Genomic DNA, 25,854 nt, shown 5'->3' with positions numbered 1-25,854 from the left:
CCTGTGCCACAAAAATTTAATTTTATTGTGGGGTGGGCATCTTACCCGCCCCTAAAAGGCTGATTCACAGCGGGTGCAAGATGTCAGTTAAATTCAGGATGTAAATACCAATGAGTCGCGCTAAAAAAGTTGTCCTAGCATATTCCGGCGGAGTCGATACCTCCGTCTGCATTCCTTACCTCAAAAACGAGTGGGGTGTTGAAGAAGTAATTACTCTGGCCGCGGATTTGGGACAGGGAGACGAATTAGAACCGATCCGCAAAAAAGCTTTAGCATCCGGTGCTTCGGAATCTTTAGTTATTGATGCTACCGCAGAATTTGTCAAAGACTATGCGTTTCCAGCGATTCAAGCTAACGCACTTTACGAAAACCGTTATCCCCTTTCGACTGCCCTGGCTCGCCCGCTGATTGCTAAATTGTTAGTAGAAGCTGCCCAAAAATACGGTGCAGATGCGATCGCCCACGGTTGCACAGGTAAAGGAAACGATCAGGTACGGTTCGATGTGTCGATCGGCGCGCTAAATCCCAAGATTAAGATTTTAGCACCAGCGCGGGAGTGGAAAATGAGCCGGGAGGAAACGATCGCATACGGCGAGAGATGCGGCATTCCGTCGCCTGTCAAGAAGTCTTCGCCTTACAGTATCGATCGCAACTTATTGGGAATGGCAATTGAAGCCGGAATCCTCGAAGATCCTTGGGCGGAACCGCCGGAAGAGGTGTATTTGATGACAAAGGCGATCGAGAAAACTCCCGAGACACCCGAATATGTTGAAATCGGTTTCGAGTGCGGAAATCCTATCAGTTTGAACGGCAAAGAGTTATCACCAGTCGCCTTAATTTCCCAACTCAACGAAATAGTTGGAAATCATGGAGTCGGGCGCATCGACATGATAGAAAACCGGGTAGTCGGGATTAAATCGCGGGAAATTTACGAAACACCAGCGATTTTAGTTTTGATGCACGCGCACCGGGACTTAGAAAGTTTGACGCTGACAGCAGATGTAACGCGATACAAGCGAGGCATCGAAGAAACCTACAGCCAAATGATTTACAACGGCCTTTGGTACAACCCTTTAAAAACAGCTTTAGACGCATTTATTCAGGACACGCAAAAGCGAGTAACTGGAACTGTGCGACTCAAACTATTCAAAGGAAATGCCACAATTGTGGGGCGCAAATCCGAAAATTCGCTGTACAGTTTCGACTTAGCAACTTACGGCGCAGAGGACGAATTCGACCACAAGGCGGCCGAAGGGTTTGTCTATGTTTGGGGACTACCGACCCGCATTTGGTCGGAGAAAAATAGGGGTTAGTAAAATCGGATTAAAAACCCGATGTTAACCTGTCAAATCGAATTCGGGTCTACACAAAGAAAGTCCGGATGGTGCGCGGGCTAAGAATAGGGTGCGCAGTGCGCACCTTATTTGCTAAATGATTGCTAGCGAAGATATTGTGCTGGATTAACCATGCTATAATAAGTATAAAACTTGACTCCTGCAAATATGCGAAAATACCTGACAATTACAGAAGCGCAACAACAACTGCCAAAGTGGCCCGAGGACTTAGCATCAGAGCCAGCTATCATTACTAAGGATGGGAAACCGGCAATCATTGCGCTCAGTTTTAAACAATTTGAGTCTCTGTTAGAAACCATAGAAATTCTCTCAGATCGCGAGTTTATGGCCCAGTTGCGATGCGGGATTCAACAAGCTCAGAGGGGAGAAACAATAGACTTACAGCAGTTAAAAGCAGATTTAAAACTTTGACAGCAATGAAAAATGGATCCTGTAGAATATCAAGTTATTTTGACTGCACAAGCGCGGCAACTATTTGGTGAAATTAAAGATCGGCGGGAGCAACAATTACTTTTAGCAAGATTGGAGAAACTTAAGCACGAGCCAGAAAAGCAAGGGAAAGCTTTATCAGAAGAGTTGACTGGCTATCGAAGCATCCGTGCCGTAGGTCAGCGTTACCGAATTATTTATCAAATTGTACAAGATAAAGTGGTAGTTATAGTAGTGGGAATAGGACGGCGCAAAGAAGGAGATAAACGAGATGTTTACACAGTAACGATGCGACTGTTAGTAGAGATGATGCTAGAGTCAGAAAGCGACGATGAATAATCGCGCTCTTTCCTACCTATGCCTGACTCAATATTTCCAAAAACTCCTGCACAACTAGATCCGGTTGTTCGCTGCATCGGGTAGCGTCGTAATGTTTGACAAGAGTGATGCCAGAATCTATCAAAAGCCCGCACTTTTCATCTTCGGTTGTGTTTGGATGGGATAATTCACGGTCAATTTTCAGTATCCCTAGCTTGTTTTGGTGGAAGATCAGAAAGTCAGCTTGTTGGTTTTGTCTCCCTGCGGGTGTTGCGAGTCGGAGTTGGGAGTTGGGGATGAAGAGGGTGGAAGTGCGATCGAGCGTTTCGGCAATTTTCACTTGTGCGTCGGAGTGAAAGCAAAAACCGTTCCAGTCAATTTCGTTTTCGGAGTTAGATAATTCAGTTTCACTTTCAGCGGTTATTATTTTATTTAAATCTGCTTGACCATAATCAGCTTCATTTAAGTTTGCGAATAATCTAGCGCCACTTAAGTTTGCACCGCTGAGATTTGCGCCGCTGAGGTTGACTTCTATTGTTAGATTTCGCTGTAGATTCACTTGACTCCGCCGTAAATATCGCTTTAAGACAGATTTGAGATTATCTTTTTTAACTTTTTCTTCGAGTGCTGTTGAAAGTAGTTTCCATAGTTTAGCACCAGCATCTTTGATATAATCATATTCATATTCAGTGCTGGCTGCAATTTCTTTATAAGACTGTCCTTCCCAGGATTGACGAAACACTATCTCTTGAATTTTGTTGAGGCGATCGTAGTTGAGGGCTGTTTCTGCGATCGTTATTGCTTCGTCAACGGTCATGTGTTAAACTCCCTTACTAGCGGAGCGTTAAGGTAGGATTAGTACAGATTGTACCGCAACAGAGAACCAATCTTACTTTTTGATTACTTTTTTATTACTTTTTCTCACTGTTGAAGCTGCTATTAAGTCGCTATAGTTTAAAAAACTAATGAATTTTATATGGAACCTGTAACATTGACAGCCGGGGCGATCGCAACTTTAGTATTAGTCAAAGCCACGGAGACAGCCACAGAGAAGGCTACTGAAAAGCTAGGTGAGCTAGTCGTTGAGAAAGCTGATAAGTTGCTATCACTGCTTAAAATCAAGTCGCCAAGTACCGCAAAGGCTATAGAGCTATCTCAAAAGCAGCCCTTAAATTATAGCAAAGCAGTTGGTGAGTTAGAAGCAGTCATGAAAGAGCCGGAAGTCGCTAAAGCTGTGGAGGAAGTAGATACAGCAGTAAGTACAGATGCAAAACTGGCTGCTGACGTTAAAGCTTTGACGAATGCACTTCAGTCTCAGCCACCAAGTGTCCAGAACTTTGGGAAGATAGCAGAGGAAATTAAAGAAATTAAAACTAATATTACGGGGAATGTTTATGGTGGAATTAACATCCACTGACTGAATCCACCCGAGAGCCAAAAAATCCAAAAAGATCGTGATGACGATCTGGGCAAGTTAGTAATTGGTTTATTGGGTCTGGTTATATTAGGAATTATAGCACTGGTAATAGTAGCTTCACCACTTAGTTTGTCACTTCCAACACAGACAACACCTCCTCATTCTACTGAATGAAATCACGCGTTATAAAAAAACAAAAAGGTAGTGATGAAAAAATGGGGCAATTAGTAATTGGTTTATTTGGTGTGGTTATATTAGCAATTATAGCACTGGTAATAGTAGGTTCGTCACTTCGTTTTCCACTTCCAACACAAACAACACCTCCTCCTTCTACTAAATCAAATCCTGAGTCTTCTCCATCGCCTATCCTTAATCCTTTCCCTACAAAGGGAACTTCACCGACAGCATCACTACCTCCTTCCCCTGTAAAACCATCTGCTGAGGATAACTCTTGCATAAAAGAGCCAAATGGCAGTACCGTAAACATTGGATCTCTCGATGGTTCTTGCATCTTTCCTGGTAGTGTCACATCTAGTAATCCAGAGAATCATTACCGTTTTAAGATAGATAATCCCAGTAACATAAGCCTGTTTTTAGATGGCGTTAACAGCGAAGTTGAAATTTATCTATATTCCGATAAAGATGGCACTGGAGTAATTCAATATACACTTGAAAATATATCTGCTTTTAAGTCAAAAACAGGAAGAATTGTAAGAGAATTGGGTGTGGGCAGCTACATTGCTGTTGTTAAAATGAAAGCTAGAGACACTCAATATTTACTTCAAATTGTTAACAATACAAGTCTAATTCAAAATTTGGGTTATTTGGACGCAAAACCTTTCCCCAAGAATGGCAGTATTAGCTTAAATAATCGAGAACAATTTTACCGCTTCCAACTAGCCAATCCTAGCAGCATTAGTCTGTCTTTGACTGGCGTTAATAGCGAAGTAGAAATGTCTTTATATTCAGAGCGAAAGGAAACAGAAGTAATTGGATATACTCTGGAATACATATCTGCTTATAACTCAAAGCCAGGAATAATTAAAAAAGAGTTGGGAGCAGGTAATTACATTGTTGTTGTGCGGTTAAAAGCTAGAGAAACCAATTACACTCTTACTATGTCTGCTCCGTGAAACTACAGTATATAATGTGCTAATAATTACGATCGCCCTTCTTTTTCTCAGCATTCTCTGACAGAGGGCGATCGAGGTTTGTCAAGTACGCGCGTGCGAAGCTATCCCGCAGGGAATCGCTCAACCCTTAACTACCTCCAAACCCGTATCTTTAGCTACTTGTTGCGCTACAATTTCCTCCAAAGTAGCGACTCTCTCCCACTTAGACTCTATTGGCTCAAACTGGCAGTAGCAGAGGATGATTTCATCCCAGTCACAGTCTTCGCCAACACCAGGATATGACTGTACTTTTGCGACTAACCAATCGCTTTGGCGGTGGTAAATTTCTCCGTCTGCGAAACGTTTAGACTCTCCCAGGCGATCGCCAATTTTAGGGAGAGTTCGGTTTCTGGAATAATCCATTTCTTCGTGCAGCAAGTAAGTACCCGAACCTATGGCATCGAGTCTTTTTTCCCATCCAGCCTGTGCACCGTCAGTGCGGTAAATCTTCAGTGTTGGCTTGCATTTTATCGAGTTAATCTTGGTGGTCATACCACAACTCCTGAAAGTTAATCTCTTCTCCTACAAACTCGCAGTCTACCTTCAAAACAGGGTCGTTATTAGGAATAAATCTCTGATAATCCCAGCCGTATTTTTTAGCCATTTCGGCGCATTTATCTGGAGGGGTCGCCGGTTTTGTAAATCGCTTTTTCTGGGACGGGTCAGTTCCGGACATTTTACCACCTTGGAATTGAACGCCGCAGCCTAGTTATACTGCCTTCTCTTTAAATTGTCACAAATGAGTTTGAGGACAGAAGTTCTCCCTACCAACTTGATGATTTTGAGGACTTCAGTCCAGACTTATTAATAGGCGATCGACAATCATTAGACTTTTTGCAAAAATAGATAACATCTGCGTTAATTTGCGTTCATCTGCGGTTAAAAACAGAAAATCCAGAACTCTTGCAAAAAGCCTAAGCACCAATCTTACTTAGTCTTGTCCAAATTGCGCGACTCCAACCAAATAGGAATTACAATCCAAGCAACTGCTAACAGCAAAGCCAATACCGCAAATTGAGCAGCCCAAGCTACCAACTTCTCCAAAGACACAACTTGTCCCAAGAAGTAGGATAAACTAACCATTACAGATGCCCAACTGGCAGCACCGAGAATGTTGAACAGCGAAAATTTCCAAAAAGGCATTTCTGCAATACCCGCTAGGGGGCTAGCAAAAATTCGCAGCAGTGCAATGAAACGGCCCAAAAATACAGCTTTAGCTGCATTTTGGCTAAACTGTGCTTTTAAGTCAAACAGTTTTTCTTCCTGAAAGCGGAAAAATTTTCCCAGCTTCAGCAGCAGTGGCCAGCCGCCGTATCTGCCGATCGCATAACCGAAATTTCCGCCCACAGTCGCACCGCCGATCGCACTGGCGAGCACAAACCAGTAATTCAGTTCCCCGCTACCAGCTAAAAACCCGCCAGCAATCGTAATAGTCTCACCTGGGAGAGGAATTCCCAGATTTTCCAGTAAAATGCCCAGAAATATTGCCCAATAGCCGTAATCATGGGCAAATTTCTGAATAGTCTCTAGCGATAAAAACTCAAAAGACATTGGATGCTGCCTTCGTAAACTTTTGCAAAGCTCAATACTTTTATATATTGGCTTGATTCAGGCAATACTGCAATCTTTCGCTGTGAGGAAAAACCCATTAGATTGGCGATCGCGCTTGCCAACTAAAAATCAGCCTTTCAGGGATACTAGATTAATAGAGAATTGTTGCGGTTGCCTTGCGCGCGATCGCGCGGTCAGTTTTCCTACTAAATTTATCACAACGGCTCTCCCCACCGATTCCCACCTCGGGCGATCGTCCTTCCTCAAACCTTAGCTGAAATCCCCTGATTCTTTCAACAGAATCAGCAACTCAACTCACTTATTCATACTTTACGATCGTAGGATAACTGCTATGGAATTTTCCAACTTCAAGCAACACATCATCCTTTAGCCTCAAAACTGCCTCGACTCCCAAGCCCGCAGCCTCCTCCTGCAACAGCTAGCCGAGATTGTGTCCGATGCCACAAACTCTGGGTAATAGACATGGCCGCCGTAGATTTTATCGACACTTCCGGGCTCTGCCCCTTAGGATCGCGAATTAAATAATTTACACTCTTGAAAGTGGGATGGGCGTCCCGCCCGTCCAGAAAAGACGGGCGGGACGCCCATCCCACAAGAACCATCAAATTGTAAGTTATTTAATTCTCATTCCTTAGTCGGCGGACTCAACGCCCTCCGCCACCGGGGATGCCGCGTCGTCAACTGCAACCTCTGGGCAACAGTCAAGCTAATATTTAAAATTACTCAACTCTACTAACTCTGGGAAATCTTCGACAGTTTCGACCAAATTATCTCCGCTGAAACTCCGGCTGTAGTTGCTTGAAAAAAATCATCTCCAGAGAGCAAATCTCAAATCTCAAATTTCCTATAGACTTCAAGTAACCGCAGAGCAAATTTGAATATCATAAATAGGCTGATTTGTCAAGCAATACCAATGACAGAGAAACAAATCCGGCAGTTGAACGCCGACAGAAGCGATCGCAGGTGCAGCCGGAAAAGGCCAAAGTCGATCGAAACAAATCCTTTCCCCTAGGAAGCCGAACTGCATCAAATAAGTCGTCGGCGGCGCATTTAAAAGATTCAGCAAGCCGTAAGCCAACTCATACAACTGCTGCCGCCAAAGATCCGACAAATGCACCGGTTGAGAGTAACTCAAGGCGCCAGACTGCTTAGAAGCAGCAGCACCGATCGCCTCAGCATACAGTGGCCCCTTTGCCGTCAACACCACAGGCAGCCAAAAATTGCCCTCGCCGACGGGAAAAAGCAACTCCTGAGCCACTCGATCGCGCGCCGCCGAAACATTGCCGCAAAATCGAAACACATCTTGAGCCGGAAAAACCAGATTTTCTGGCAGATCCAGCGTCAAAGGACAAACGAGCGCATCACCCGGTGAGATCGCGCCAGAATTGAGTTCAGAAACCCCACAGATATTGACTTGAGTTAAAGGATTAGATTGAGCGATCGCAGCCTTGAGACTTGCGGCCGGGCCTTTCTCGCCGCCCGCGACAATCAAAACCTCAGACATTGCCAAAGCTCGGCATTTGAATGCCGCGATCGTCCGTTTCATCGACGCTGGGCAAATCCAAGCCCTTAGCCTTGCGGCTGCGCACAGCGAGACGGTAAGTTACGCTTTGCAACTCTGTGTGCAACTGGCGATTTTCCTTTTGCAGCTGATCCAATTTTTCCTTAATCGGCTCGATCCGCTCGGCAAACTTCTGGCGGTAAACCCCCGGCAATTCCTGAACCACTTGTTCTAGCATCCGAGAGCGATCGGTCAATTCTTGCACCGACTGCCGCAGTTGGTAAACCTCAGCATCCCGTTCCGCGATTTGTTCTTGATAAAAACTCACCTGTTCTTCAACAGCTTGGAGTTGTTCCCGCATTGCCTGCAATTGAGCCTGGTTGCGATCGGAAACGGACGGCGGCGGCACAAAACTCGAATTTCCCTTCACCAGCCTGAAAAGTTCTTGAGACAACTGCTGCACCAATTGGTCGCGCATTTGCAGCTCTTCGGTGAGACGAGATACCTCTGATTGCAGTTCTTTTGAGCTTACAAGTTTACTCTGGTTCACGATGACTCTCAGCTTTTACTATAGAATGTGTTTCTTTAAAAATATCTTTCCCTTACCGCAGAGGCAAGAGTCAGTTCAAAAGTTTGGAACCCGTTACGCTAAATCGAGCTCTTCGGCCAGATGTCCGCGGTAAAGCTCAGTCTAACTCACATCAAGCATCCACGTCATCATCTTAGTTTCTTGCCACACACCGACCTCAAATCCTCGGTTTTTTGTCAATAAACCAGGTTTCTTAGCTTTTTCTGAGAATATTGCCAGATCTCAGGTCTAACCAATCACAGCCGAAAGCACTTTGCCAGCTTCGTCCAAGGTGCGGCCAAAACAGATAATGCCGTCCTCGTGACCGGCCATCGCCAGAATTTTGCGATCGGCCAAATTCTCCTCCTCAAAAAGTCTAAACATTTCTAAGGCCATCTGGGGAGTGCCGTAAGGTATTTCTTTTCTAGTAGTAGGAATCTTAAACAGCAGTTGCTGCCATAGCTTAGGGTTGTGGACGTGAATTATCCCGCCCACATCCTCTCTGTGAAGGTACAGGGCAGCGTGAGTCAGGGACTCCGACGAAGCTTGTACGGGGCCCCGGCAGCCGAGGAAATTTTGTTCTAAGTTAAATTCGGTAACAGTACAGTAGGATTCTGGTCCCATATCCCTCAAGTGTGCAGTCTGGGTTCCCGAAATTACGAATTGGCAAGAATTGCCGAGCCTGACGCTGACGTTCCCAAACCCGATGCCATTTTCGTATACGCCAATTAATCCCCAAGAGTGGAGCCTTTCGCGCCAGGTCATCAAATCTGCTATGTTCCCGGCTGCTACAGGGTCTGCCTCTTCCCAGTCACAGCGGTACTTAACGACTCCTTCATCCATCTATTTTCCTGCCGATCGCGGACACGACTCACACTGCCCAAGCTAAGGCTTAATCGAAGTTGTCAAACTGCTTTTTTTTGCCTGCTGCTTTATGTCGGGCGTGCATGAGTGAGAAAACTCCCCTACAGTCCATTGTCGCCGTAATTAGCGATCGACATTAGCAAAAAGTAAGCTACGAAAGAAGAACAAATTATTCCCAACATCAGGGTAAGGCCTCTAGGTAATTGCAAAAGTTCTATTTGAAAACGCACGGTTTCAGTAGGGGAGTTTGGTTCCAGGCTCTTGCCCGATCGAGTTTCTGAGGTGAAACTACATCACATCCCTGAACAAGTTATCGCTCTAGACTAATTTATTTATACTGAGCTGATTTACGGCTTAAGAATGACTTAACTATCAAGTACCTCTTTACCACGTAACTTAGTTAAAAAGCAACCCTTCCTTTAATTATCTTTATGATTATACATATATTTAAGCGAGCGGAATAAAAAAATAAAATATTTATTAGCCAGTCTTGGACAAAACTTGCAAAATCGGGCGATCTACGGTCGTCCACACCTCTGTCGAGCGAGCAATTTTTAGCTCCGGGGCACCCTACAAGCTCATCAACTGGGTTGATGAGCGTAATATCATGTCGGGTAAAATCACCGCAACGCCAGCTCGCGTCGGCGGGTTCACCAAAATCTCTAGTAGTAGAATCAGTTATAGATCCAGTAAAGCCGCGCTGACCGAGAGCGGGATGGTCGATCGACCAAATTTGAGTAAGACTTAAGTGGCAAAAAGTTATCCTTACTTGACTATACTTATTTACTTTAGGTAAGTTGACTACCGATCGCAGGCAGTGTTCTCTTTAGTTGAGAACGTTTGGCGCTCGGGGGATAGCTTACTTATCTTGGGATGAGCCGTCTACCCAACAGCGTTGTCAGTAAACAGTAATTTATCTAAAGAGGATTGTGGATAAGTTTAGATAAGTTTTACAAAGCAGATAAGCCCTATTAATCAAAAAACAAGCCGATCGAGCAGTGATGGCCCGATCGGCTAAAATCTTCTGTGGAGCGCGATCGCCCGCAGCCCTTTAAATGTGGAAGTGATACAAGATGCTGCCGTCGTCTTTAATTTCGCAATTGGCATTAAAAACTTCAGCTTGTTCGTTCAAAAAACGCTGAGCGACATCAGGCGACAGCCGCGTCTCCATCGCAAACCGCACCAGAGTGATTTCGCCGCGACCTTCTTTGATCAGTCGGTACAAAGCACTTTGGAGCCTGTCGCTCTCTTCTCGTTGAAAAGCGGCTTTGTATCTCCAATCCGCCACCGAAGGAATCAAACCGCGACTGACCAAAATCGCCAACAGCAGGCCAATTCCCAAAATCAGAGGCACTGTCGGATCGCTCGTGGGCGTCGCCACAATTTGTGGCGCTGTAGCGGTGGCGAAACTGCTGACCATTTCTTTTTCCGACGCTTGCGTATCCGCCATTGCAAGCTGAGTTTTGTTGTAAAAGTCTTGCTGTAGCTTCATTTGCTGCAACAGGCGAGCGCGCTCTCTTTCGTATTGGTCGAGTTTTTGCTGAGCTTGTTTCAGGTCTTGAGTGACTTGTGCCAAGCGTTGGTTGAGCGACTGATTGACAGATTGCCACCGATATCTGTTAATCAGGCGGCTTTTTTCAACCATGCCCTTCATCAACATATCCGCCGTTTGGATTGCTTGCTGCTGATCGGGCGAGCGATAACCAACAACAATCTCTAGGGGTTGTTCCGGCTTAGAAATTTTGACACTAGCATTTTGTCGAACTTGCTGGGGCGGTAGCTTAACTGCATCTGCCACTGCTTTGACCACATTATCTGCTAGGAGAACCTCCGGGGTAAGTTGCTCTCCCTGCTTGAGAATTGTCGTGCCAGTGGTCGAAAATTTGACTGGCGGATTATTAGAAGTGAGAGTGCCTTGAGCCATGAATCCGGGGGGCGGGGCGAGGCGGTAGGCCAGGGCGCCTGAAATACCCATAATTACAGCAAAACTGCCTAAGGCAATCCATCTGTATTGATTTGCTGAAGATCTAAAACGTAAATTTCCCATTTTGATAGTCAAGTCATAACGTTCGCTTGCTGCTGCTACTGTCAAACCCAAGAGCGATCGTTTCTTTCTTGTTAGTCAAATTGACTGCTGAAAAATTTCTCAGCTTGTAGCGAAAAGCTATTAGCTTTTCAGAGTTGTCAATATTCATGAGCCGAAACAACTGATCGCGCTTTTATTTGATCGGAGCTATAACTTCAGTTTTTGTGCTTAATAATTAATCTGTAACAAGGCTTCTGGAAGTCTACTGGCATCAGACTAGCACTCAGGCCTGCGATCTCCTCGCCTCGCCGTGTTTGTTGACATTCAAAACTGTCACCTTTTCGCCCTTGGCAATCCTGCTTCATAAAACCTCTCTAAACTTACCCAAAGTTTTCTTTAGATAATTAGTGTTTAATTCCTACGCTGTTGGGTAGTCGGCTATCCCAAGATAAGTAGGCTATCCCCCGATCGCGGAGGGTTCCCAGTTCAAAATGTTGATACTGGCGTTCAAATCACGGTCCATCGATCTGCCACAATCAGGACAATCGTAAGTCCTAATGCGAGGGTGGCATATCTTGCTTGCTGCCACAGTTTGAGCAAGTTTTAGAGCTAGGAAACCCTCGAGCTACCAGCACTAAATTCGCTCCCTACATCTTGCACTTATATTCAAGTTGACGCCTGAATTCATAAAAGCCAAGGTCAGAGCTTGCCCAGCTAAGTTTATGATTAGCCATCATCCTTTTCACACTCAAGTCTCCAATCTTAATCAGTTTAAAATTTTTAACTGTGCGAGTTGTCAACTTCCGTAAAAACTCCTTACGAATGCCCGCTATCCGCGAGTGAATCCGACTAATGTTATTGTAGGTTTTGCGCTGGTTCTTAGAGCCTTTTCCTTGTCTTGAAGCTTTACGTTGTAATATTGCTAGCTTGGTTTTCGCTTGCTTTAACGGCTTGGGTGCATCAAAAACTTGATGGTTTGACCCTTCGGCTTCGCTGAGGGTAGCAAAGGCTCTAATTCCCAAATCTCTACCTACAGATTCCTGAAGTTGCTGGACTGGTAAGCGTTCCGCATCAACACAGAATGAGACAAACCAACGACTTCCTTCTTTTGATATGGCAAAAGTCTGGGCAACAAAACCACCTGCCAGTGGTTCATGACGTTGGAATGTCCCTAGTGTAGGAATCTTAATCCTATTCCCTGCATTCATTACAACAAGAGGGCTGGACGAATCTACTGTAAATGATTGACCATCTAGACGACTAGCGAATGTGGGATGGCCCCACTTGGATGAGCGATACCGATTAAAAGCATCTTTTAAATCAATTAATGCGTTTTGGTATACTCGGCTAGACAATTGATTCATTCCAGCAAATCCCGGTTGTTTTTTGATAGGATTTGTCAAAACTTTATTGAGATCGTTAATCACTTTCGAGTCGGAAAGCTTGACGCTGCCATGCCTCTGAGTCCGAAGACTCAATCCCAGGGAGAAGACAACCCGCCTCAATCCTGCGTGTTTCGCCATCAAGGTCGCTTCTCTATTATTTAATTTGAGTGCTCGTTTGATAGCAAACATACTTAGACCTACCTAAAGTTGTGTTTGATGGGGTACAGTTTCGATGCCTCGACTTATTTAACACTCCAACTAATTTTCCCAAATCGGCAACTTTCCACAGGGAAAAATTCCTGTAAAGATTAACTATGAGTAAGTTTAGCAAAGTATTTGGCGATTTAGTTGCACTCCAATTATCTTACGTCTTGGCGTCTTGGGGACGCGGTTGAACAATAAAAAAAACCTTAAATACTCTGCCTAAAAACTTAACAATCAAGAATTATACCATGCGGTTAAGAGTTTGCTGCATATTAAAAAAAATTGTGAATCTGGGCGCGAGACCAGATCCACATATTCACATAACAATTATGGTTCGATCGGTTGATGGTTCGATCGAGCTCACAAGGGGGAAGGTTCAGAAGCCGATCGGCAAAATCAGACCCTCGCGGGCCATGACAGCCTTCGGAAAAGCGATTTGCACGTCTTCGGCGATGCGATCGAGAAAATCGTCAGTGTGAGCCGGATCGTGGTGAAAAATCACCACTCGTTTCACCCGGGCCTCCTTAGCCATTCTCACGGCTTCCTGCCAAGTCGAATGTCCCCAACCCACCTTCGGAGACTTGGGGTTGTGATATTCCTCGTCTGTGTACATCGCGTCGTAAATGAGCACGTCAGCGTCGAGGGCTAAATTGTAGACATTCTCATCTAGCCGATCGGGAAAATGTTCGGTATCCGAACAGTAAACAACAGATCGTCCCTGCCAAGTCACCCGATATCCCATAGCAGTATTGGGGTGATTCAGAGAACCCGTCCTAATCTCAATATCATCCAGCATCATCGTCTGGTTGTGATTGAGTTCGTAGAAATTCAAATCTGCCTGCAAACCCATCAGCGGCACCGGCGAATTCGAGTGCAGCACCCGTTCCACAAAGTGCCTTTTCATGCACTCTCCATCCGGCGGAGTCGCCCCGTAAATATCAAAGCTATTGCCCCGAATAAAAGCTGGGGCGAACAGCGGGAATCCTTGAATGTGATCCCAGTGATAGTGAGTAAAAAACATATAAGCTTGCACGGGCATTTCTTGCACCAACTGGTCTCCCAGCATCCGCAAGCCAGTTCCGCCGTCAAAAATCAAGCGTTTTCCACCAACTCGCATTTCCAAACAAGAAGTATTGCCACCGTAGCGAACTGTTTCCTCTCCGGGTGTCGGCACACTGCCCCGCACGCCCCAGAACTGTACTACAAAATCATCTATACCTTTTATTGCTTCGGAGGGTTGAGGGCAATCAACGGGAGTTGCCGCTACAGAGGACAAGCTGATTTCCATTTTAAAATTCAGGCTTTAAGGTTCCACATTGTCCGTGATGGCGCAGCAGATGGTCGCACAACACTAAAGCTACCATTGCTTCCACCATTGGCACAGCTCTTGGCAAAACGCAAGGGTCGTGCCGTCCTTTTGCAGCCAGAAGCGTTTCTGATCCCTCTCGGGTTACTGTACGCTGCTGCTGGCGAATTGTCGCAGTTGGCTTGAAGGCCGCCCGCAAAATGATATTTTCACCGTTAGCAATGCCACCCTGAATTCCACCGGAGCGATTCGTCACTGTACGAATTGCCCCCTGTTCATCAGTATAGTATTCATCATTGTGTTCGCTGCCCAAGAGTCGAGTCCCGGCAAAGCCCGAACCAATTTCAAAGCCTTTGCTGGCGGGCAAGGACATGATGGCTTTGGCCAAGTCGGCTTCGAGTTTGTCGAATACGGGCATTCCCAGCCCTTTGGGTACGTTGCGGGCGACGCATTCGACTACACCGCCGATCGAATCTCCGCTATCGCGAACTTTTTCGATCAGTTCAATCATTCTTTCGGCACATTCGGCATCTGGACAGCGGACGATGTTGCTTTCTACTTGTTCTAAGGTAACAGTGTCCGGGTCGGCGACACCTTCTAAGTCTTTGATGCGTTTGACGTAGCCAACTATGGAGACTCCTGCTGCTTGAGAGAGAATTTTTTTAGCGATCGCCCCTGCTGCTACTCTACCTATTGTTTCCCTCGCCGAACTTCGACCTCCGCCTTGCCAGTTACGAATTCCGTACTTAGCATCATAGGTAGCATCAGCGTGGGAAGGGCGGTAGGTAGTCGCCATTTCACCGTAATCTTGGGGGCGAGTGTCTTGATTCCGGACTAAAATTGCGATCGGCGTTCCCAAAGTTTTGCCTTCAAACACCCCCGACAGAATTTCGCACGTATCTGCTTCTTTGCGAGGTGTCGTAATTTTGCTTTGGCCGGGGCGGCGGCGATCTAGTTCGGCTTGAATGAACGATGCGTCTATCGACACCAGGGGCGGGCAACCGTCAATTACTACTCCCACACCGCCGCCGTGAGATTCCCCAAATGTCGATATCCGAAATAAATGCCCAAAGGTATTGCCCATTATGCTTTTGCCTGAAACTTTATAATTTTTACTTTAACTGGGAGATAGATTTTTCAAATATAGATTTACTGTGTTTTTGACGAAGATAGCATTGACTCGGAGAGTCTATCGATTTTAGATTTTAGATTTGAGATTAAAGAATTGAAGCATTGACCCCACGGATAAATTCGGCGGGCAAGTTTCATCGGATACAGGTTTTTTATTTCTGGACGGATGAATCCGGGGGCTTGTATCCTGGATGCTTTCGGTCAGAGAGAGGTTTTGTAGGGGCGATGCCGAGAGTGCCTGCCCCCGATGGAGAGTGTCCGAGTGGCCCAGGGGGGGGGAATTGTGAAAATAGTCCCTCCGACGACTTCCCTCGGACGACTTCCCTCGGACTTCTTCCTTCCATCCGTTACCAATTCCGTTGCCGAACTTTCTTCTTCTTTAGTCTTCGTGTTCTTCAAAAGGATCTCTCAATTCCTTAGAGGGAGGACCGAAAGCCGTGTATATCGAGAAACCAGTGATTGCCACCAGACACATACCGAGAGAAATGCCGAGAACTGCTGCGGGTTCCATATTTTTGATCTATTATGAGTGCTCCACTCTATAATATTACAAAAAATAACAATCCGTCTGAAAGTCTAGTGATTTTAGGCGCACTACGGTATGACAGCCAACCCCCACTCCCCCGAATCCCAGTCGCCTTGCCGCATTTCTGAGAAATTGCGATCGCAATTAGCGGTAGAAATATGTCAAACTTTTCTGTAGAGATTCATTGCAGGTGACTTATGGCACAACGGACTTGGTTAGGAGATATACTCAAACCCCTTAACTCAGAATACGGCAAGGTAGCCCCCGGCTGGGGAACCACGCTATTGATGAGCGTGTTCATTGGACTGTTTTTCGTGTTCTTGTTGATTATTTTGCAAATCTACAACTCTTCGCTGATTCTGGAGAATGTGGATGTGGATTGGTCGAGTCTCGGCCGCTAAAATTTGATCGCAAAACAGTAAGGCTAAAAGTAAAAGCTGAGGGTTGAGGAGAAAGGGTAAAAGCTAAGTTTTCCCGTTTTTCCTTACCCCTTCCGATTACTTTTTACCTAAATAAATAGTAATTAACTAAACAAATTGCAGGAGAAAAACCATGAATATTTTTGGCATTGGTTTGCCGGAAATGGCAGTTATTTTTACGATCGCCCTATTAGTATTCGGTCCGAAAAAATTACCTGAAATCGGCAGGAGTATGGGGAAAGCAATTCGGGGCTTTCAAGACGCTTCGCGGGAGTTTGAGTCGGAATTCACGCGGGAAGCCAAGCAGCTAGAAGAAGCAGCAGCCACTAGCAGCAAACCGGAAACTGAAAAACTCGCGGCGGCGAAGCCCAAGGAAGATAGCACAGACACTTAAATGAACAACACTCAGAAGTCGGAAACACCAGCGGAGTTAGTAATTCCCCAGCTAATAGTTGGGTTGGGAAATCCCGAACCGAAATACGATCGCACCCGACACAACATAGGCTTTAATGCTGTCGATGCCTTGGCTAAATCTTGGCAGATTTCCCTGTCGGAAAATCGCAAATTTCAAGGCATATTTGGCGAGGGAAACCGGCCGCGGGGACAGAAAATCCGCTTGCTGAAACCGCTTACTTACATGAATCTGTCGGGCCAATCGATTCGGGCAGCGACGGATTGGTACAAAATACCTGCGGAGTCGGTATTAATAGTATACGATGATATGGATTTGCCGATCGGGAAATTGAGAATGCGGCTTGCCGGTTCTGCCGGCGGACACAACGGCATGAAATCGACAATTTCTCATTTGGGCACAGACAAATTTCCCCGCTTGCGGATTGGCATCGGCAAACCTCAAAACGATGCTGCTAAAAATGAGAAAGATACGATTTCCTTTGTGTTAGGAAAATTTTCCTCAGAGGAAAGTCAGTTAGTAGAGAAAGTGCTTAAACTGGTTGTAGAAGCTGTGGAACTAAGTCTGCACCAAGGAGTAGAAAAAGCCATGAGTCTTTACAATAGTCGCACAATTGCAGAAACAAACGCGGAAACAAAAAGGTGAGTTCGAGACGTTTGCCTGAAACAACTGCATATGTCCGGGTTACTGGCCAATCTTGGCAAAAAGGCACGATTGAGGGTGAAGTGACTGCCGGCAATTTTGAGTGGCAGTTTCAGTGGCGTTTCACGTCAGAAAAAACACTGATACTTGAACCTTCTCAGGGTAGGGCATTGATTCAGGAACCGCTGCACCGCTTTCTGGAAAAGTGGGATTATCAGCTTGAACCTGGTGGGGATTATTCGTTTACGGTTCGGGCTGAGTTTTAAAAATATACCTCTTGCACTCATTCCCAAATTATCTTGAAATTATCTGCGTTTATCTGTGTTTATCTGCCTTACATCTGCGGTTTTTGTTTTTTTTACCGCAGATGAACGCGGATTAACGCAGATGAAATTCGGGATGATCAATGTGTTTGTGTTGATTGCAGCAATTCTTGAATTAAAGTAGGTGGCGTTGCTTCTCGGTAAGCGCCGCAATAATACATCGTCAAAACAGCTTTGTAAGCCCAGTGATTTGATGGCACGTCGGTAAAAGGATTTGGCAGAGTTTCCGCGCGATTTTGCACGCAAGCATTGAGAATTTGTTCGCGGGTTGGCTGGACTTGAACTAAAGAGTTATTTTGCTTTATTGGTGCGGGATTTTGCGCCTGTGCGGGAGATGAACAACTGGCACTAACTAGCAGTATAATTGTGGAAACGATTCTGAGTTTAAGCATCTAATTTCCTCTTGTGCGACAATAGATCCTAACTTCCACTGCATTCCCTGAAAACTATGCTGGGTCGTACCCTCCGCCATCGTTATCAAATTATCAAATTCTTGGGGAAAGGCGGTTTTGGTCACACCTACCTAGCCAAAGATTTAGACTTACCCGGACATCCCCAGTGCGTTGTCAAACATCTTAAACCGCAAAACGCTGACCCTGACCTTTTACTAATTGCCAAACGCTTATTCGAGACGGAAGCCCAAACTCTGTATAAATTGGGTAGTCTACACGACCAAATCCCCAAGCTTTCCGCCCACTTTGAGGAAAAGGGGGAATTTTATTTGGTGCAAGATTTTATCGCCGGACACGACCTTACGAAAGAACTGATTCCAGGTAAAAAATTAAGCGAATCATATACTATTACATTATTGCACAATATCTTAGAAATTTTAGCAATTGTTCATCGGCAAAAGGTGATTCATCGCGATCTTAAACCTGATAATTTAATGCGTCGCCAAGATGGTAAAATTGTCTTGATTGACTTTGGCGCTGTCAAGGAAATTAGCACAATGGTTGTTAATGCTCAAGGACAAACTCGCTTCACCGTTGGCATTGGTACTTCGGGTTATATGCCCAGCGAACAAGCGAACGGCAAACCTAAACTGTGTAGCGATATTTATGCAGTGGGGATGATTGGGATTCAAGCATTGACTGGTCAACCTCCTGATACCTTACCACAAGATCCGCAGACGGGAGAAGTTATTTGGCGAAATCAAGCGCAAGTTAGCAATTATTTAGCAAATGTGTTAGATAAAATGGTGCGCGACCATTTCAGTCAGCGCTATCAAAATGCAGAGCAAGCATTGCAAGCAATTTTATCTTTGTCGCCGCCTCCGACACCAACACCAACACCACCGACACCAACACCAACACCACCGCCAACACCACCGACACCAACACCAACACCAACACCAACACCAACACCACCGACACCAACACCAACACCACCGCCAACACCACCGCCACCAACACCAACACCACCGCCACCAACACCGCCACCAACACCGCCACCAACACCGCCACCGCCACCAACACCAACTGTGTATCAAAGTTTGGGGAACAAATCGCCTCAACCTGTAAAAGTATTGTCAAATCCCCTAAAAACAGTTCAATTTGAAACGGTGAGAGTGAATTATAAGGGGGAAATCACCAAGCGCAGCCAAAGTCAAGCACAGGTTTTTACAGAAACTATCGCCAATGGCGTTACTTTAGAAATGGTTTCTATCCCCAAAGGCAGCTTCAAAATGGGTGCACCTGCAAGAAGTGAAGCACAAAGTCGTGACAATGAAATACCTCAACATCAGGTGACAATCAAACCGTTTTTTCTGGGAAAATACCCGATTACTCAAGCACAGTGGGCAGCAGTAGCTAATTTGCCTAAAATCCAGTATGACCTTGATCCTGACCCTTCTGGCTTCATAGGTAAAAACCGACCTGTAGAAAGGGTTTCTTGGTATGATGCCGTTGAATTTTGTGCCAGATTATCTCAGAAGACGGGTAGCAGCTATCGCCTTCCTAGTGAGGCGGAGTGGGAATATGCTTGTCGCGCTGGGACAACTACTCCATTTTATTTTGGGGAAACAGTTACCCCGAATTTAGTTAATTATCGTGGCAATTATCCTTACGGTGCTGCACCGAAGGGAATCTATCGTGAAAAAACAACTGCTGTGGGTCGTTTTACGCCTAATAGCTTTGGACTTTACGATATGCACGGGAATGTCTGGGAATGGTGTCAAGATGTTGGGCACGATGATTATAACGGTGCACCGACTGACGGAAGTGCTTGGGAAACAAGTGGATCTGATAGGCGAGTGCTGCGTGGAGGTTCGTGGATGGACAATGCGGTCATTTGCCGTGCGGCCTTCCGCTACCCCTGCTCTGCGGGCCACTCGTTCAGCAGCAGGGGTTTTCGTGTAGCGGTTGCTTTGGCTGTCCCTTCCTCCCCGTCTTCTCTGTGAGGACTCTTCTTTGCTCTTTTGCCCTTTTGCTCTTTACTCTTTTTTCTTTTTCACTTTTTTGGTCGTCTCTGGTGACTCGATTTATTTTTGGCACTCCTAGATGCACTCCCGACAAAGAAACCGGGTTTTTTACTCTTTCTGTGGAGTACAGCGAACGATTATCGTCAAAAAACCCGGTTTCTGGCCACCTGTGCGTAAGTTTTGTTTGGGAAAATCACTGTCACTTTGTCAATGCTTTTATTCTGTTTTACAAAATTGAGTTGATGCAACGATAGCCCTTACGCACTAACAACCGTAGCTTGACCTTTAACTACGTTAGCTAAAATCGCCAAAATATTCGGCACCACCGGCTTCAAATCTGCCAAGCGGTTAGAGGAAGCCTGCAAAACAACCACAGCAATGTTAAACTGTGGCAGATTTTGCTGAAATGACAAGTTGCGATCGACCGTAATAAAAACATCAAACTCTGCCTCTACTAGAGCCAGAAGTTGACCATTTTTAATTCCTGCCCATCCCATCTGTGGAACTGTTTTTACCTCATAGCCCACAAACTCTTTTGCCAATCTGCGATCGATACACTCATCCAATATCAGCTTCATTCTACGCCACCATCGCGATCAATTGTTTTCTAAGAACTTCCAACAGAGCAATTACTTGCTCCCTAGTTACAGTTGGGAATCCATCTAAAAAATCATCAATTGACTCTCCGGCTTCTAAATAGTCAAAAAGTGTTTGGACAGGAACCCTAGTGCCAATAAAAACAGGAGTTCCGCCCATGATTTCACCAGAAATGCTAATCATCTGAAAATTTTGAGACATAAGCCTAAGTAGTTGTAGGGTGCGTTGCTCTGCTAAAAATCAGGGCGGGCACGGGGGCACCGCCCCTACCAGCGATGCACTTTATGGATATATTACAAACCTTTGGAATGTTCAGACATTTTTCGCATTCCCAAAGCCAAGACACTCAAAAACAACAGCCCCACGGCCCCAGCTAGCGGATTGCCGTTAACTCCTGTCACCCAGTCGGGAACAGATGCCGAATATCGCACTAACTGCCCGATGTTAATTATGTAATATCCCCAGACTAAACCTGCATGAAGCCCGATCGACAAACCGAGGCGATTTTGGCGCGATCTTTTACCCCAAACCAGACTCAAACCCAGCAACAACAACCCCGGAAACTGCGGCCAACTCCCCAGCATAGCCGCAACAGGTTTGATAAAATGAGATAGGGCAAACACCAGGCTATTCGCCCACAAAGATATTTTATAATTGTAATCCCGCTGCAACTCGTCCAGCAACCAACCACGGAATACCAACTCCTCGGCAAAACCGACTCCAAGGGCGCTTAATAGCCCTTCTGCGATGATTCTCGGCAAATTATCAGAATTTTGCCACGCGACTAAGCCGAACAGCCCTTGCACCGCAAATAAGCTGAAAGTGAGCAAAAGCCCGATCGCCAATCCGATTAAAAGCTCAAAACCGTTTTTTCGCGTATTGATTAAACCGTAACTTTTGAGTAATTGGGTTTGTCCGTAAACCTGTTTTCCCCAGCGCGGCACTAGAAACAGAAACTCAGTAAACAACAATCCCATTGTCAGAATAGTTGCAAGGTTGCTATCTTTAACTAAGAGATAAATTGGTGCTGCTAGCGGCAGCCAAATTGCTAGCAAGATTAATAGGAAAATTATTACACGTAAAGGAAATGGATAACTGGCTATGATTTGGAGGCGGTTAATCATTGTTGTAAATTAAACAGGTTTTACATGATATCTGTAGGGACACAGCATTGCTGTCTCCCTACCCGGATTAGGACACAGCATTGCTGTCTCCCTACCCGGATTATAAACACGCCATTGCCGTAGCCCTAATGTACAAAGCAGACGGAAAAAGCTAGAATGGCATCATATCGGTTGAAACTTTAAGTCAGGAACCTTAGCCTAAAGGCATAAGGCTTGAAAGAGAAATCTAGAAAGCCATCCTGACCAGCCTAAGTCCTTGGCGGACTACGTTTTTTGAGTCACGACACCCTGGAATGCGTAGCTAGTTCCTTGCTCTGTCGCTGAAAGTTAAACAGTTCTAAGGTCACTGGAACAGTGCTTTTAGCCTAACAAGCTCACTAAACATTGGCGAAGCTAACTTTACTCCGCAAGGAGAACGGGACAACCATATCCCGACGGGGAGGCAACCATACCTCCCCAACCCCGCAAGGGGATTCCACTCAATGTAAAGCCGTCCTAAAAGGACGGGGTTTCAAACCCATAGTTTTGATGACTGAAGCCTCGGATTTTTCAAATGTCGATCGCGAATTAGATGACACAATTTTAAGCTTCGCAGACATTCAGGCAGAACTCAACCTGCGCCACGCTAAAGATGCTCTGCGAGATATAGTAGAAAATCTCGACTTGACAGTTCAAGAGCGAACTGGACTTGAGCCGGAAATTGGCGGGTTGGAGAAAATGCTCGACAAGCTAGAGCGCGCTTGCGTGCAAATAGCTGTGTTTGGGATGGTGGGAAGGGGAAAATCTTCGGTTTTGAACGCGCTGCTAGGTCAAAATGTGTTTGAAACTGGCCCGACTCACGGGGTGACTCGCACGACGACTATCGGCCAGTGGGATGTCGGAGAGGGAATTGATGAGAATTTGCCCGATAGACTTTCGCCAGTTATTTACCGTTTGTCGCAAGTTGAATTAATCGACACTCCGGGAATAGATGAAGTTGACGGCGAAACTCGCGAACTTTTAGCCCGCCGCGTTGCTAAACAAGCAGATTTGATTTTGTTTGTAGTTGCTGGCGACATTACAAAGGTGGAATACGCAGCACTTTCGCAGTTGCGGGAAGCCGGAAAACCGATGTTATTAGTGTTTAATAAAATTGACCAGTATCCTGATGCAGACAGGCTGGCAATTTATCATAAAATTCGAGACGATCGCGTCAGAGAATTGTTGTCTCCAGATGAAATTGTGATGGCGGCGGCTTCGCCTTTGACGGCGAGGGCGGTGCGCCGTCCCGACGGAAGTATGGGCGTGCAAATGACTCGCAGTTTGCCACAAGTGCAAGATTTAAAATTAAAGATTTTGGAGATTTTAGACCGAGAAGGCAAATCTTTGGTCGCGCTGAATACGATGCTATGTGCGGGGGATATTAACGAGCAGTTGGTGCAGCGAAAAATGGAGATTCGAGATGACGCGGCTAATCGCATTATCTGGAACGCGGTAATGACGAAATCGGTGGCGATCGCACTTAATCCAATTACTGTAGTTGATATTCTTAGCGGTGCGGTAATTGATGTGGTGATGATATTAACTTTATCTAAAGTTTACGGCATTGCGATGACGGAAGCGGGCGCGGTGGAATTGCTGCAAAAGATTGCGATTAGTATGGGGGGAATTACTGCGGGCGAATTGTTGGCTAATTTTGGTTTGAGCTCGTTGAAAGGATTGTTGGGTTTGGCGACGCCGGCGACGGGGGGTTTGGCTTTAGGGCCTTATTTGTCTGTGGCGGCGACGCAAGCTGCGATCGCGGGGGTTTCTTCCTACGGTATCGGTCAAGTTACTAAGGCTTATTTGGCTAATGGTGCTTCTTGGGGAGATGATGGGCCAAAGGCTGTGGTGAGCAAGATTTTGTCTTCTTTGGATGAGGATTCTATTTTAAATCGGATTAAGGAAGAGTTGCGGGCTAAGTTGGATTTGGGAAGTGTGGAAAAACAGAAATTTCATTGATTGTTTTGGTAATTATTTGACCGCAGATATAAAGCAGATAAACACAGATAAACGCAGATAATTTAAAAAATTAATAGCTTATGTTATTAACCATCTCTACAACTCGCGTACCTGCTACAGATTTGGGTTATTTGCTGCACAAACATCCCGATCGCCATCAATCCTTTCCGATGACTTTCGGGCAAGCCAGCGTGTTTTATCCAGAGGCAAATGCAGAAAGGTGCACGGCGGCTTTACTCTTAGATGTCGATCCGGTTGGTTTGGTGCGGGGCAAGTCGAAATCGGGCGATCGCCCTCTGGAACAATACGTGAACGATCGCCCCTACGTTGCCTCTTCGTTTCTGTCTGTCGCCCTCGCCAAAGTCTTTAGTACAGCTCTATCCGGTCGCTGCAAAGACCGCCCAGAACTCGCAGAAACAGCTATTCCTTTGACAGTTAATCTGGCGGTTTTGCCCTGTCGCGGTGGCGAGAAGTTCCTGCGGCAAATGTTTGAGCCGCTTGGCTATCAAGTCGCAGCAAAACCCCTGATTCTTGACGAGCAATTTCCCGAGTGGGGCGCGAGTCCTTACTTTTCTGTGGAACTGCAAAATACAGTCCGTTTGGCGGATTTGTTAAGCCATCTTTACGTGCTAATTCCCGTGTTGGATGACGATAAACATTATTGGGTGGGCGATGATGAAATCGAGAAGTTATTGCGTCACGGCGAAGGTTGGTTGAACGCGCATCCGGCGCGCGAACAAATTGCTAACCGCTATCTGAAACGCCAGCGCCGTCTGACGCGCATTGCTGTGGCACAGTTAGCAGAAGAAGCTGATATCGACCCTGAGGATGTCGAAGTTTCTCATCAGCAAGAAGAGGAAGTTTTAGAACAGCGAATTAGCTTGAACGAACAGCGTTTGGAAGCTGTGGCGGAGGTTTTAAAGCAAAGTGGTGCTAAGCGAGTGGTAGATTTGGGCTGCGGTGAGGGAAAACTGCTGAAACTGCTTTTGCAAGAAAGCTCGATCGAACAAATTACAGGCGTCGATGTGTCCTTTCGGGCCTTGGAACTTGCCAGGGAACGTTTGCAGATAGATCGATTGTCTCCCGCACAGCAATCTCGGATTCAACTAATTCAAAGTTCGCTGATTTATCGGGACAGCCGCTTGAGTGGTTTTGATGCGGCGGCGGTAATTGAAGTGATCGAACATCTGGATTTAGAACGGTTAGCTGCTTTTGAACGGGTTTTGTTTGAATTTATCCGACCCAAAAGTGCGATCGTCACAACTCCAAATATTGAATATAACGTTAGGTTTGAAAACTTGCCGGCGGGCAAATTTCGCCACCGGGATCACCGCTTTGAGTGGACAAGGGCAGAGTTTCAGACTTGGGCGAATGGGGTTGCCGAACGGTTTGGCTGTCGGGTAGAGTTTCGTTGTGTGGGAACTGAAGATTTAGAAGTAGGTTCGCCTACGCAAATGGCAATTTTCGCCCAGTGCAAATAATACCCACAGTCTGTTTGTGCTTACAATATAGTTAAACTTGGAAAAATGCCGGCTGACGCTATGAGTAAATCTATTCAAACCCAGATCGTTGAAATTGACAGTTCTCAGGGCATTCGCATTCCCAAATCTTTGTTAGAGCAAATTGGTATTAGCGAAGCAGTAGAAATCGAAGTTCACGGCGATCGAATCGTCATTCGTGCAGCCCCAAAACCGCGTGCCGGCTGGGAGGAAGCGTTCGCAAAAATGGCAGAGCAACATGATGATATCCTTCTTGATGATGTCACCACTACGGAGTGGGAAGAGCTTGAGTGGCAATGGTAATCAAACGTTTTGATGTTTTTTTAGTTAACCTTGATCCTACTGTTGGCAGTGAAATTCAGAAAACTAGACCTTGTTTGGTGATTTCACCAGATGAGATGAATAAGCGCATTGCCACTGTCATCATTGCTCCAATGACAACGAAGGGGCAACCATATCCCAGCCGCATAGTTTGTCATTTTCAAGGCAAAGATGGGCAAATCGTCCTCGATCAAATGCGGACATTTGACAAAAATCGATTAGTTAAATATCTCGGTCAAATCAGCGCTGACGAACAAAAAGAAGTTTTAGATACTTTGGTAGAGATGTTTGCTGAATAATAATATTAAATGAAAATTACGCTTCCAGAACTATCCCTAGTCGTT

Annotated in this window: 32 protein-coding genes; 14 read left to right on the top strand and 18 right to left on the bottom strand. The window is 45.7% G+C overall.

Annotated elements, in window-relative coordinates; all coding sequences use genetic code 11:
- Positions 1–110: 110 nt before the first annotated feature.
- The 3 genes from QUB56_RS23885 (at position 111) to QUB56_RS23875 (ending at position 2,123) form a co-directional block, all read left to right on the top strand.
- Positions 111–1,313: an argininosuccinate synthase gene (locus QUB56_RS23885; RefSeq protein ID WP_332958607.1), complete on the top strand. Its 1,203-nt coding sequence runs from the start codon at positions 111–113 to the stop codon at positions 1,311–1,313.
- A gap of 174 nt (positions 1,314–1,487) precedes the next feature.
- Positions 1,488–1,766 carry a type II toxin-antitoxin system Phd/YefM family antitoxin gene (locus tag QUB56_RS23880; RefSeq protein WP_332958606.1) on the top strand — a complete coding sequence of 93 codons (279 nt, stop codon included), beginning with the start codon at positions 1,488–1,490 and terminating at the stop codon, positions 1,764–1,766.
- 12 nt (positions 1,767–1,778) lie between these two features.
- The gene (locus QUB56_RS23875) at positions 1,779–2,123 is read left to right on the top strand and encodes a type II toxin-antitoxin system RelE/ParE family toxin (protein ID WP_332958605.1); all 345 of its coding nucleotides are present in this window, start codon (positions 1,779–1,781) and stop codon (positions 2,121–2,123) included.
- Between the two features lie 16 nt (positions 2,124–2,139).
- On the opposite strand, the gene QUB56_RS23870 is transcribed toward QUB56_RS23875, so the two are convergent.
- Positions 2,140–2,919, bottom strand: coding sequence for a pentapeptide repeat-containing protein (locus QUB56_RS23870; RefSeq protein ID WP_332958603.1), 780 nt, complete (start codon positions 2,917–2,919; stop codon positions 2,140–2,142).
- A 159-nt stretch (positions 2,920–3,078) separates the two neighbouring features.
- Between QUB56_RS23870 and QUB56_RS23865 the strand changes: the two genes are divergently transcribed.
- Positions 3,079–3,519, top strand: a complete 441-nt coding sequence (locus QUB56_RS23865; protein ID WP_332958602.1) for a hypothetical protein — start codon at positions 3,079–3,081, stop codon at positions 3,517–3,519.
- A gap of 170 nt (positions 3,520–3,689) precedes the next feature.
- Positions 3,690–4,652: a hypothetical protein gene (locus tag QUB56_RS23860; RefSeq protein WP_332958601.1), complete on the top strand. Its 963-nt coding sequence runs from the start codon at positions 3,690–3,692 to the stop codon at positions 4,650–4,652.
- Positions 4,653–4,772: 120 nt separating this feature from the next.
- Here the strand turns inward: QUB56_RS23860 and QUB56_RS23855 are convergent, their stop codons facing one another.
- The 13 genes from QUB56_RS23855 to psbN form a co-directional block, all read right to left on the bottom strand.
- Positions 4,773–5,183 carry a hypothetical protein gene (locus QUB56_RS23855; RefSeq protein ID WP_332958599.1) on the bottom strand — a complete coding sequence of 137 codons (411 nt, stop codon included), beginning with the start codon at positions 5,181–5,183 and terminating at the stop codon, positions 4,773–4,775.
- A complete protein-coding gene (locus QUB56_RS23850; RefSeq protein WP_332958597.1) occupies positions 5,167–5,367 on the bottom strand; it encodes a hypothetical protein in 201 nt (66 codons plus the stop codon). Before QUB56_RS23850 ends, QUB56_RS23855 begins: the two co-directional genes overlap by 17 nt.
- Positions 5,368–5,618: 251 nt before the next feature.
- Entirely contained in the window at positions 5,619–6,242 is a 624-nt protein-coding gene (locus QUB56_RS23845; RefSeq protein WP_332958596.1) for a DedA family protein, read from the bottom strand.
- 874 nt (positions 6,243–7,116) lie between these two features.
- Positions 7,117–7,767, bottom strand: a complete 651-nt coding sequence (locus tag QUB56_RS23840; protein WP_332958595.1) for a hypothetical protein — start codon at positions 7,765–7,767, stop codon at positions 7,117–7,119.
- Positions 7,760–8,314, bottom strand: a complete 555-nt coding sequence (locus QUB56_RS23835) for an Npun_F5560 family protein (protein WP_332958594.1) — start codon at positions 8,312–8,314, stop codon at positions 7,760–7,762. Before QUB56_RS23835 ends, QUB56_RS23840 begins: the two co-directional genes overlap by 8 nt.
- 267 nt (positions 8,315–8,581) lie before the next feature.
- Positions 8,582–9,175, bottom strand: coding sequence for a class II aldolase/adducin family protein (locus QUB56_RS23830; protein ID WP_332958593.1), 594 nt, complete (start codon positions 9,173–9,175; stop codon positions 8,582–8,584).
- A 1,072-nt stretch (positions 9,176–10,247) separates the two neighbouring features.
- Positions 10,248–11,294 carry a hypothetical protein gene (locus QUB56_RS23825; protein WP_332958592.1) on the bottom strand — a complete coding sequence of 349 codons (1,047 nt, stop codon included), beginning with the start codon at positions 11,292–11,294 and terminating at the stop codon, positions 10,248–10,250.
- A gap of 385 nt (positions 11,295–11,679) precedes the next feature.
- A complete protein-coding gene (locus QUB56_RS23820; RefSeq protein ID WP_332958591.1) occupies positions 11,680–11,811 on the bottom strand; it encodes a zinc ribbon domain-containing protein in 132 nt (43 codons plus the stop codon).
- Between the two features lie 58 nt (positions 11,812–11,869).
- The gene (locus QUB56_RS23815) at positions 11,870–12,796 is read right to left on the bottom strand and encodes an RNA-guided endonuclease TnpB family protein (RefSeq protein ID WP_332958590.1); all 927 of its coding nucleotides are present in this window, start codon (positions 12,794–12,796) and stop codon (positions 11,870–11,872) included.
- A gap of 391 nt (positions 12,797–13,187) precedes the next feature.
- Positions 13,188–14,099: an MBL fold metallo-hydrolase gene (locus QUB56_RS23810; RefSeq protein ID WP_172189691.1), complete on the bottom strand. Its 912-nt coding sequence runs from the start codon at positions 14,097–14,099 to the stop codon at positions 13,188–13,190.
- Between the two features lies 1 nt (position 14,100).
- Complete coding sequence (gene aroC / locus QUB56_RS23805) at positions 14,101–15,201, bottom strand: chorismate synthase (protein WP_332958589.1); 1,101 nt, start codon at positions 15,199–15,201, stop codon at positions 14,101–14,103.
- A 248-nt stretch (positions 15,202–15,449) separates the two neighbouring features.
- On the bottom strand, positions 15,450–15,647 hold the full coding sequence (locus QUB56_RS23800) for a hypothetical protein (protein ID WP_332958588.1): 198 nt from the start codon (positions 15,645–15,647) through the stop codon (positions 15,450–15,452).
- Positions 15,628–15,759, bottom strand: a complete 132-nt coding sequence (gene psbN / locus QUB56_RS23795) for a photosystem II reaction center protein PsbN (protein WP_332958587.1) — start codon at positions 15,757–15,759, stop codon at positions 15,628–15,630. The genes QUB56_RS23800 and psbN overlap by 20 nt, the downstream gene beginning before the upstream one ends.
- A gap of 212 nt (positions 15,760–15,971) precedes the next feature.
- Between psbN and psbH the strand changes: the two genes are divergently transcribed.
- The 4 genes from psbH to QUB56_RS23775 all read left to right on the top strand — a co-directional run bounded on the left by psbH (position 15,972) and on the right by QUB56_RS23775 (position 17,513).
- Positions 15,972–16,175, top strand: coding sequence for a photosystem II reaction center phosphoprotein PsbH (psbH, locus tag QUB56_RS23790; RefSeq protein ID WP_006633692.1), 204 nt, complete (start codon positions 15,972–15,974; stop codon positions 16,173–16,175).
- Between the two features lie 151 nt (positions 16,176–16,326).
- Positions 16,327–16,587 carry a TatA/E family twin arginine-targeting protein translocase gene (locus QUB56_RS23785; RefSeq protein ID WP_332958585.1) on the top strand — a complete coding sequence of 87 codons (261 nt, stop codon included), beginning with the start codon at positions 16,327–16,329 and terminating at the stop codon, positions 16,585–16,587.
- Positions 16,588–17,250 (top strand): aminoacyl-tRNA hydrolase, encoded by a 663-nt coding sequence (gene pth / locus QUB56_RS23780; protein ID WP_332958584.1) that lies wholly within the window; start codon positions 16,588–16,590, stop codon positions 17,248–17,250.
- On the top strand, positions 17,247–17,513 hold the full coding sequence (locus QUB56_RS23775; RefSeq protein ID WP_332958583.1) for a DUF3146 family protein: 267 nt from the start codon (positions 17,247–17,249) through the stop codon (positions 17,511–17,513). The genes pth and QUB56_RS23775 overlap by 4 nt, the downstream gene beginning before the upstream one ends.
- 137 nt (positions 17,514–17,650) lie before the next feature.
- On the opposite strand, the gene QUB56_RS23770 is transcribed toward QUB56_RS23775, so the two are convergent.
- Entirely contained in the window at positions 17,651–17,962 is a 312-nt protein-coding gene (locus QUB56_RS23770; RefSeq protein ID WP_332958582.1) for an S-layer protein, read from the bottom strand.
- 56 nt (positions 17,963–18,018) lie between these two features.
- On the opposite strand from QUB56_RS23770, the gene QUB56_RS23765 reads away from it, so the two are divergent.
- Positions 18,019–19,968 (top strand): bifunctional serine/threonine-protein kinase/formylglycine-generating enzyme family protein, encoded by a 1,950-nt coding sequence (locus tag QUB56_RS23765; protein WP_332958581.1) that lies wholly within the window; start codon positions 18,019–18,021, stop codon positions 19,966–19,968.
- 278 nt (positions 19,969–20,246) lie between these two features.
- On the opposite strand, the gene QUB56_RS23760 is transcribed toward QUB56_RS23765, so the two are convergent.
- The 3 genes from QUB56_RS23760 to QUB56_RS23750 form a co-directional block, all read right to left on the bottom strand.
- Positions 20,247–20,567 carry a DUF5615 family PIN-like protein gene (locus QUB56_RS23760; RefSeq protein ID WP_293190105.1) on the bottom strand — a complete coding sequence of 107 codons (321 nt, stop codon included), beginning with the start codon at positions 20,565–20,567 and terminating at the stop codon, positions 20,247–20,249.
- 1 nt (position 20,568) lies between these two features.
- A complete protein-coding gene (locus tag QUB56_RS23755) occupies positions 20,569–20,787 on the bottom strand; it encodes a DUF433 domain-containing protein (protein WP_332958580.1) in 219 nt (72 codons plus the stop codon).
- A gap of 92 nt (positions 20,788–20,879) precedes the next feature.
- Positions 20,880–21,710, bottom strand: a complete 831-nt coding sequence (locus tag QUB56_RS23750) for a CPBP family intramembrane glutamic endopeptidase (protein ID WP_332958578.1) — start codon at positions 21,708–21,710, stop codon at positions 20,880–20,882.
- A gap of 528 nt (positions 21,711–22,238) precedes the next feature.
- Between QUB56_RS23750 and QUB56_RS23745 the strand changes: the two genes are divergently transcribed.
- The 4 genes from QUB56_RS23745 (at position 22,239) to QUB56_RS23730 (ending at position 25,809) form a co-directional block, all read left to right on the top strand.
- Entirely contained in the window at positions 22,239–23,690 is a 1,452-nt protein-coding gene (locus QUB56_RS23745) for a GTP-binding protein (RefSeq protein WP_332958577.1), read from the top strand.
- A gap of 80 nt (positions 23,691–23,770) precedes the next feature.
- Positions 23,771–25,171, top strand: coding sequence for a 3' terminal RNA ribose 2'-O-methyltransferase Hen1 (locus QUB56_RS23740; RefSeq protein WP_332958576.1), 1,401 nt, complete (start codon positions 23,771–23,773; stop codon positions 25,169–25,171).
- 60 nt (positions 25,172–25,231) lie between these two features.
- Positions 25,232–25,492: an AbrB/MazE/SpoVT family DNA-binding domain-containing protein gene (locus QUB56_RS23735; protein ID WP_332958575.1), complete on the top strand. Its 261-nt coding sequence runs from the start codon at positions 25,232–25,234 to the stop codon at positions 25,490–25,492.
- The gene (locus QUB56_RS23730) at positions 25,486–25,809 is read left to right on the top strand and encodes a type II toxin-antitoxin system PemK/MazF family toxin (RefSeq protein WP_332958574.1); all 324 of its coding nucleotides are present in this window, start codon (positions 25,486–25,488) and stop codon (positions 25,807–25,809) included. The genes QUB56_RS23735 and QUB56_RS23730 overlap by 7 nt, the downstream gene beginning before the upstream one ends.
- Positions 25,810–25,854 lie beyond the last annotated feature (45 nt).

Source organism: Microcoleus sp. AR_TQ3_B6 (assembly GCF_036702785.1).
Taxonomy (GTDB): domain Bacteria; phylum Cyanobacteriota; class Cyanobacteriia; order Cyanobacteriales; family Microcoleaceae; genus Microcoleus.
This window is presented reverse-complemented; position numbering and strand designations above follow the sequence as displayed.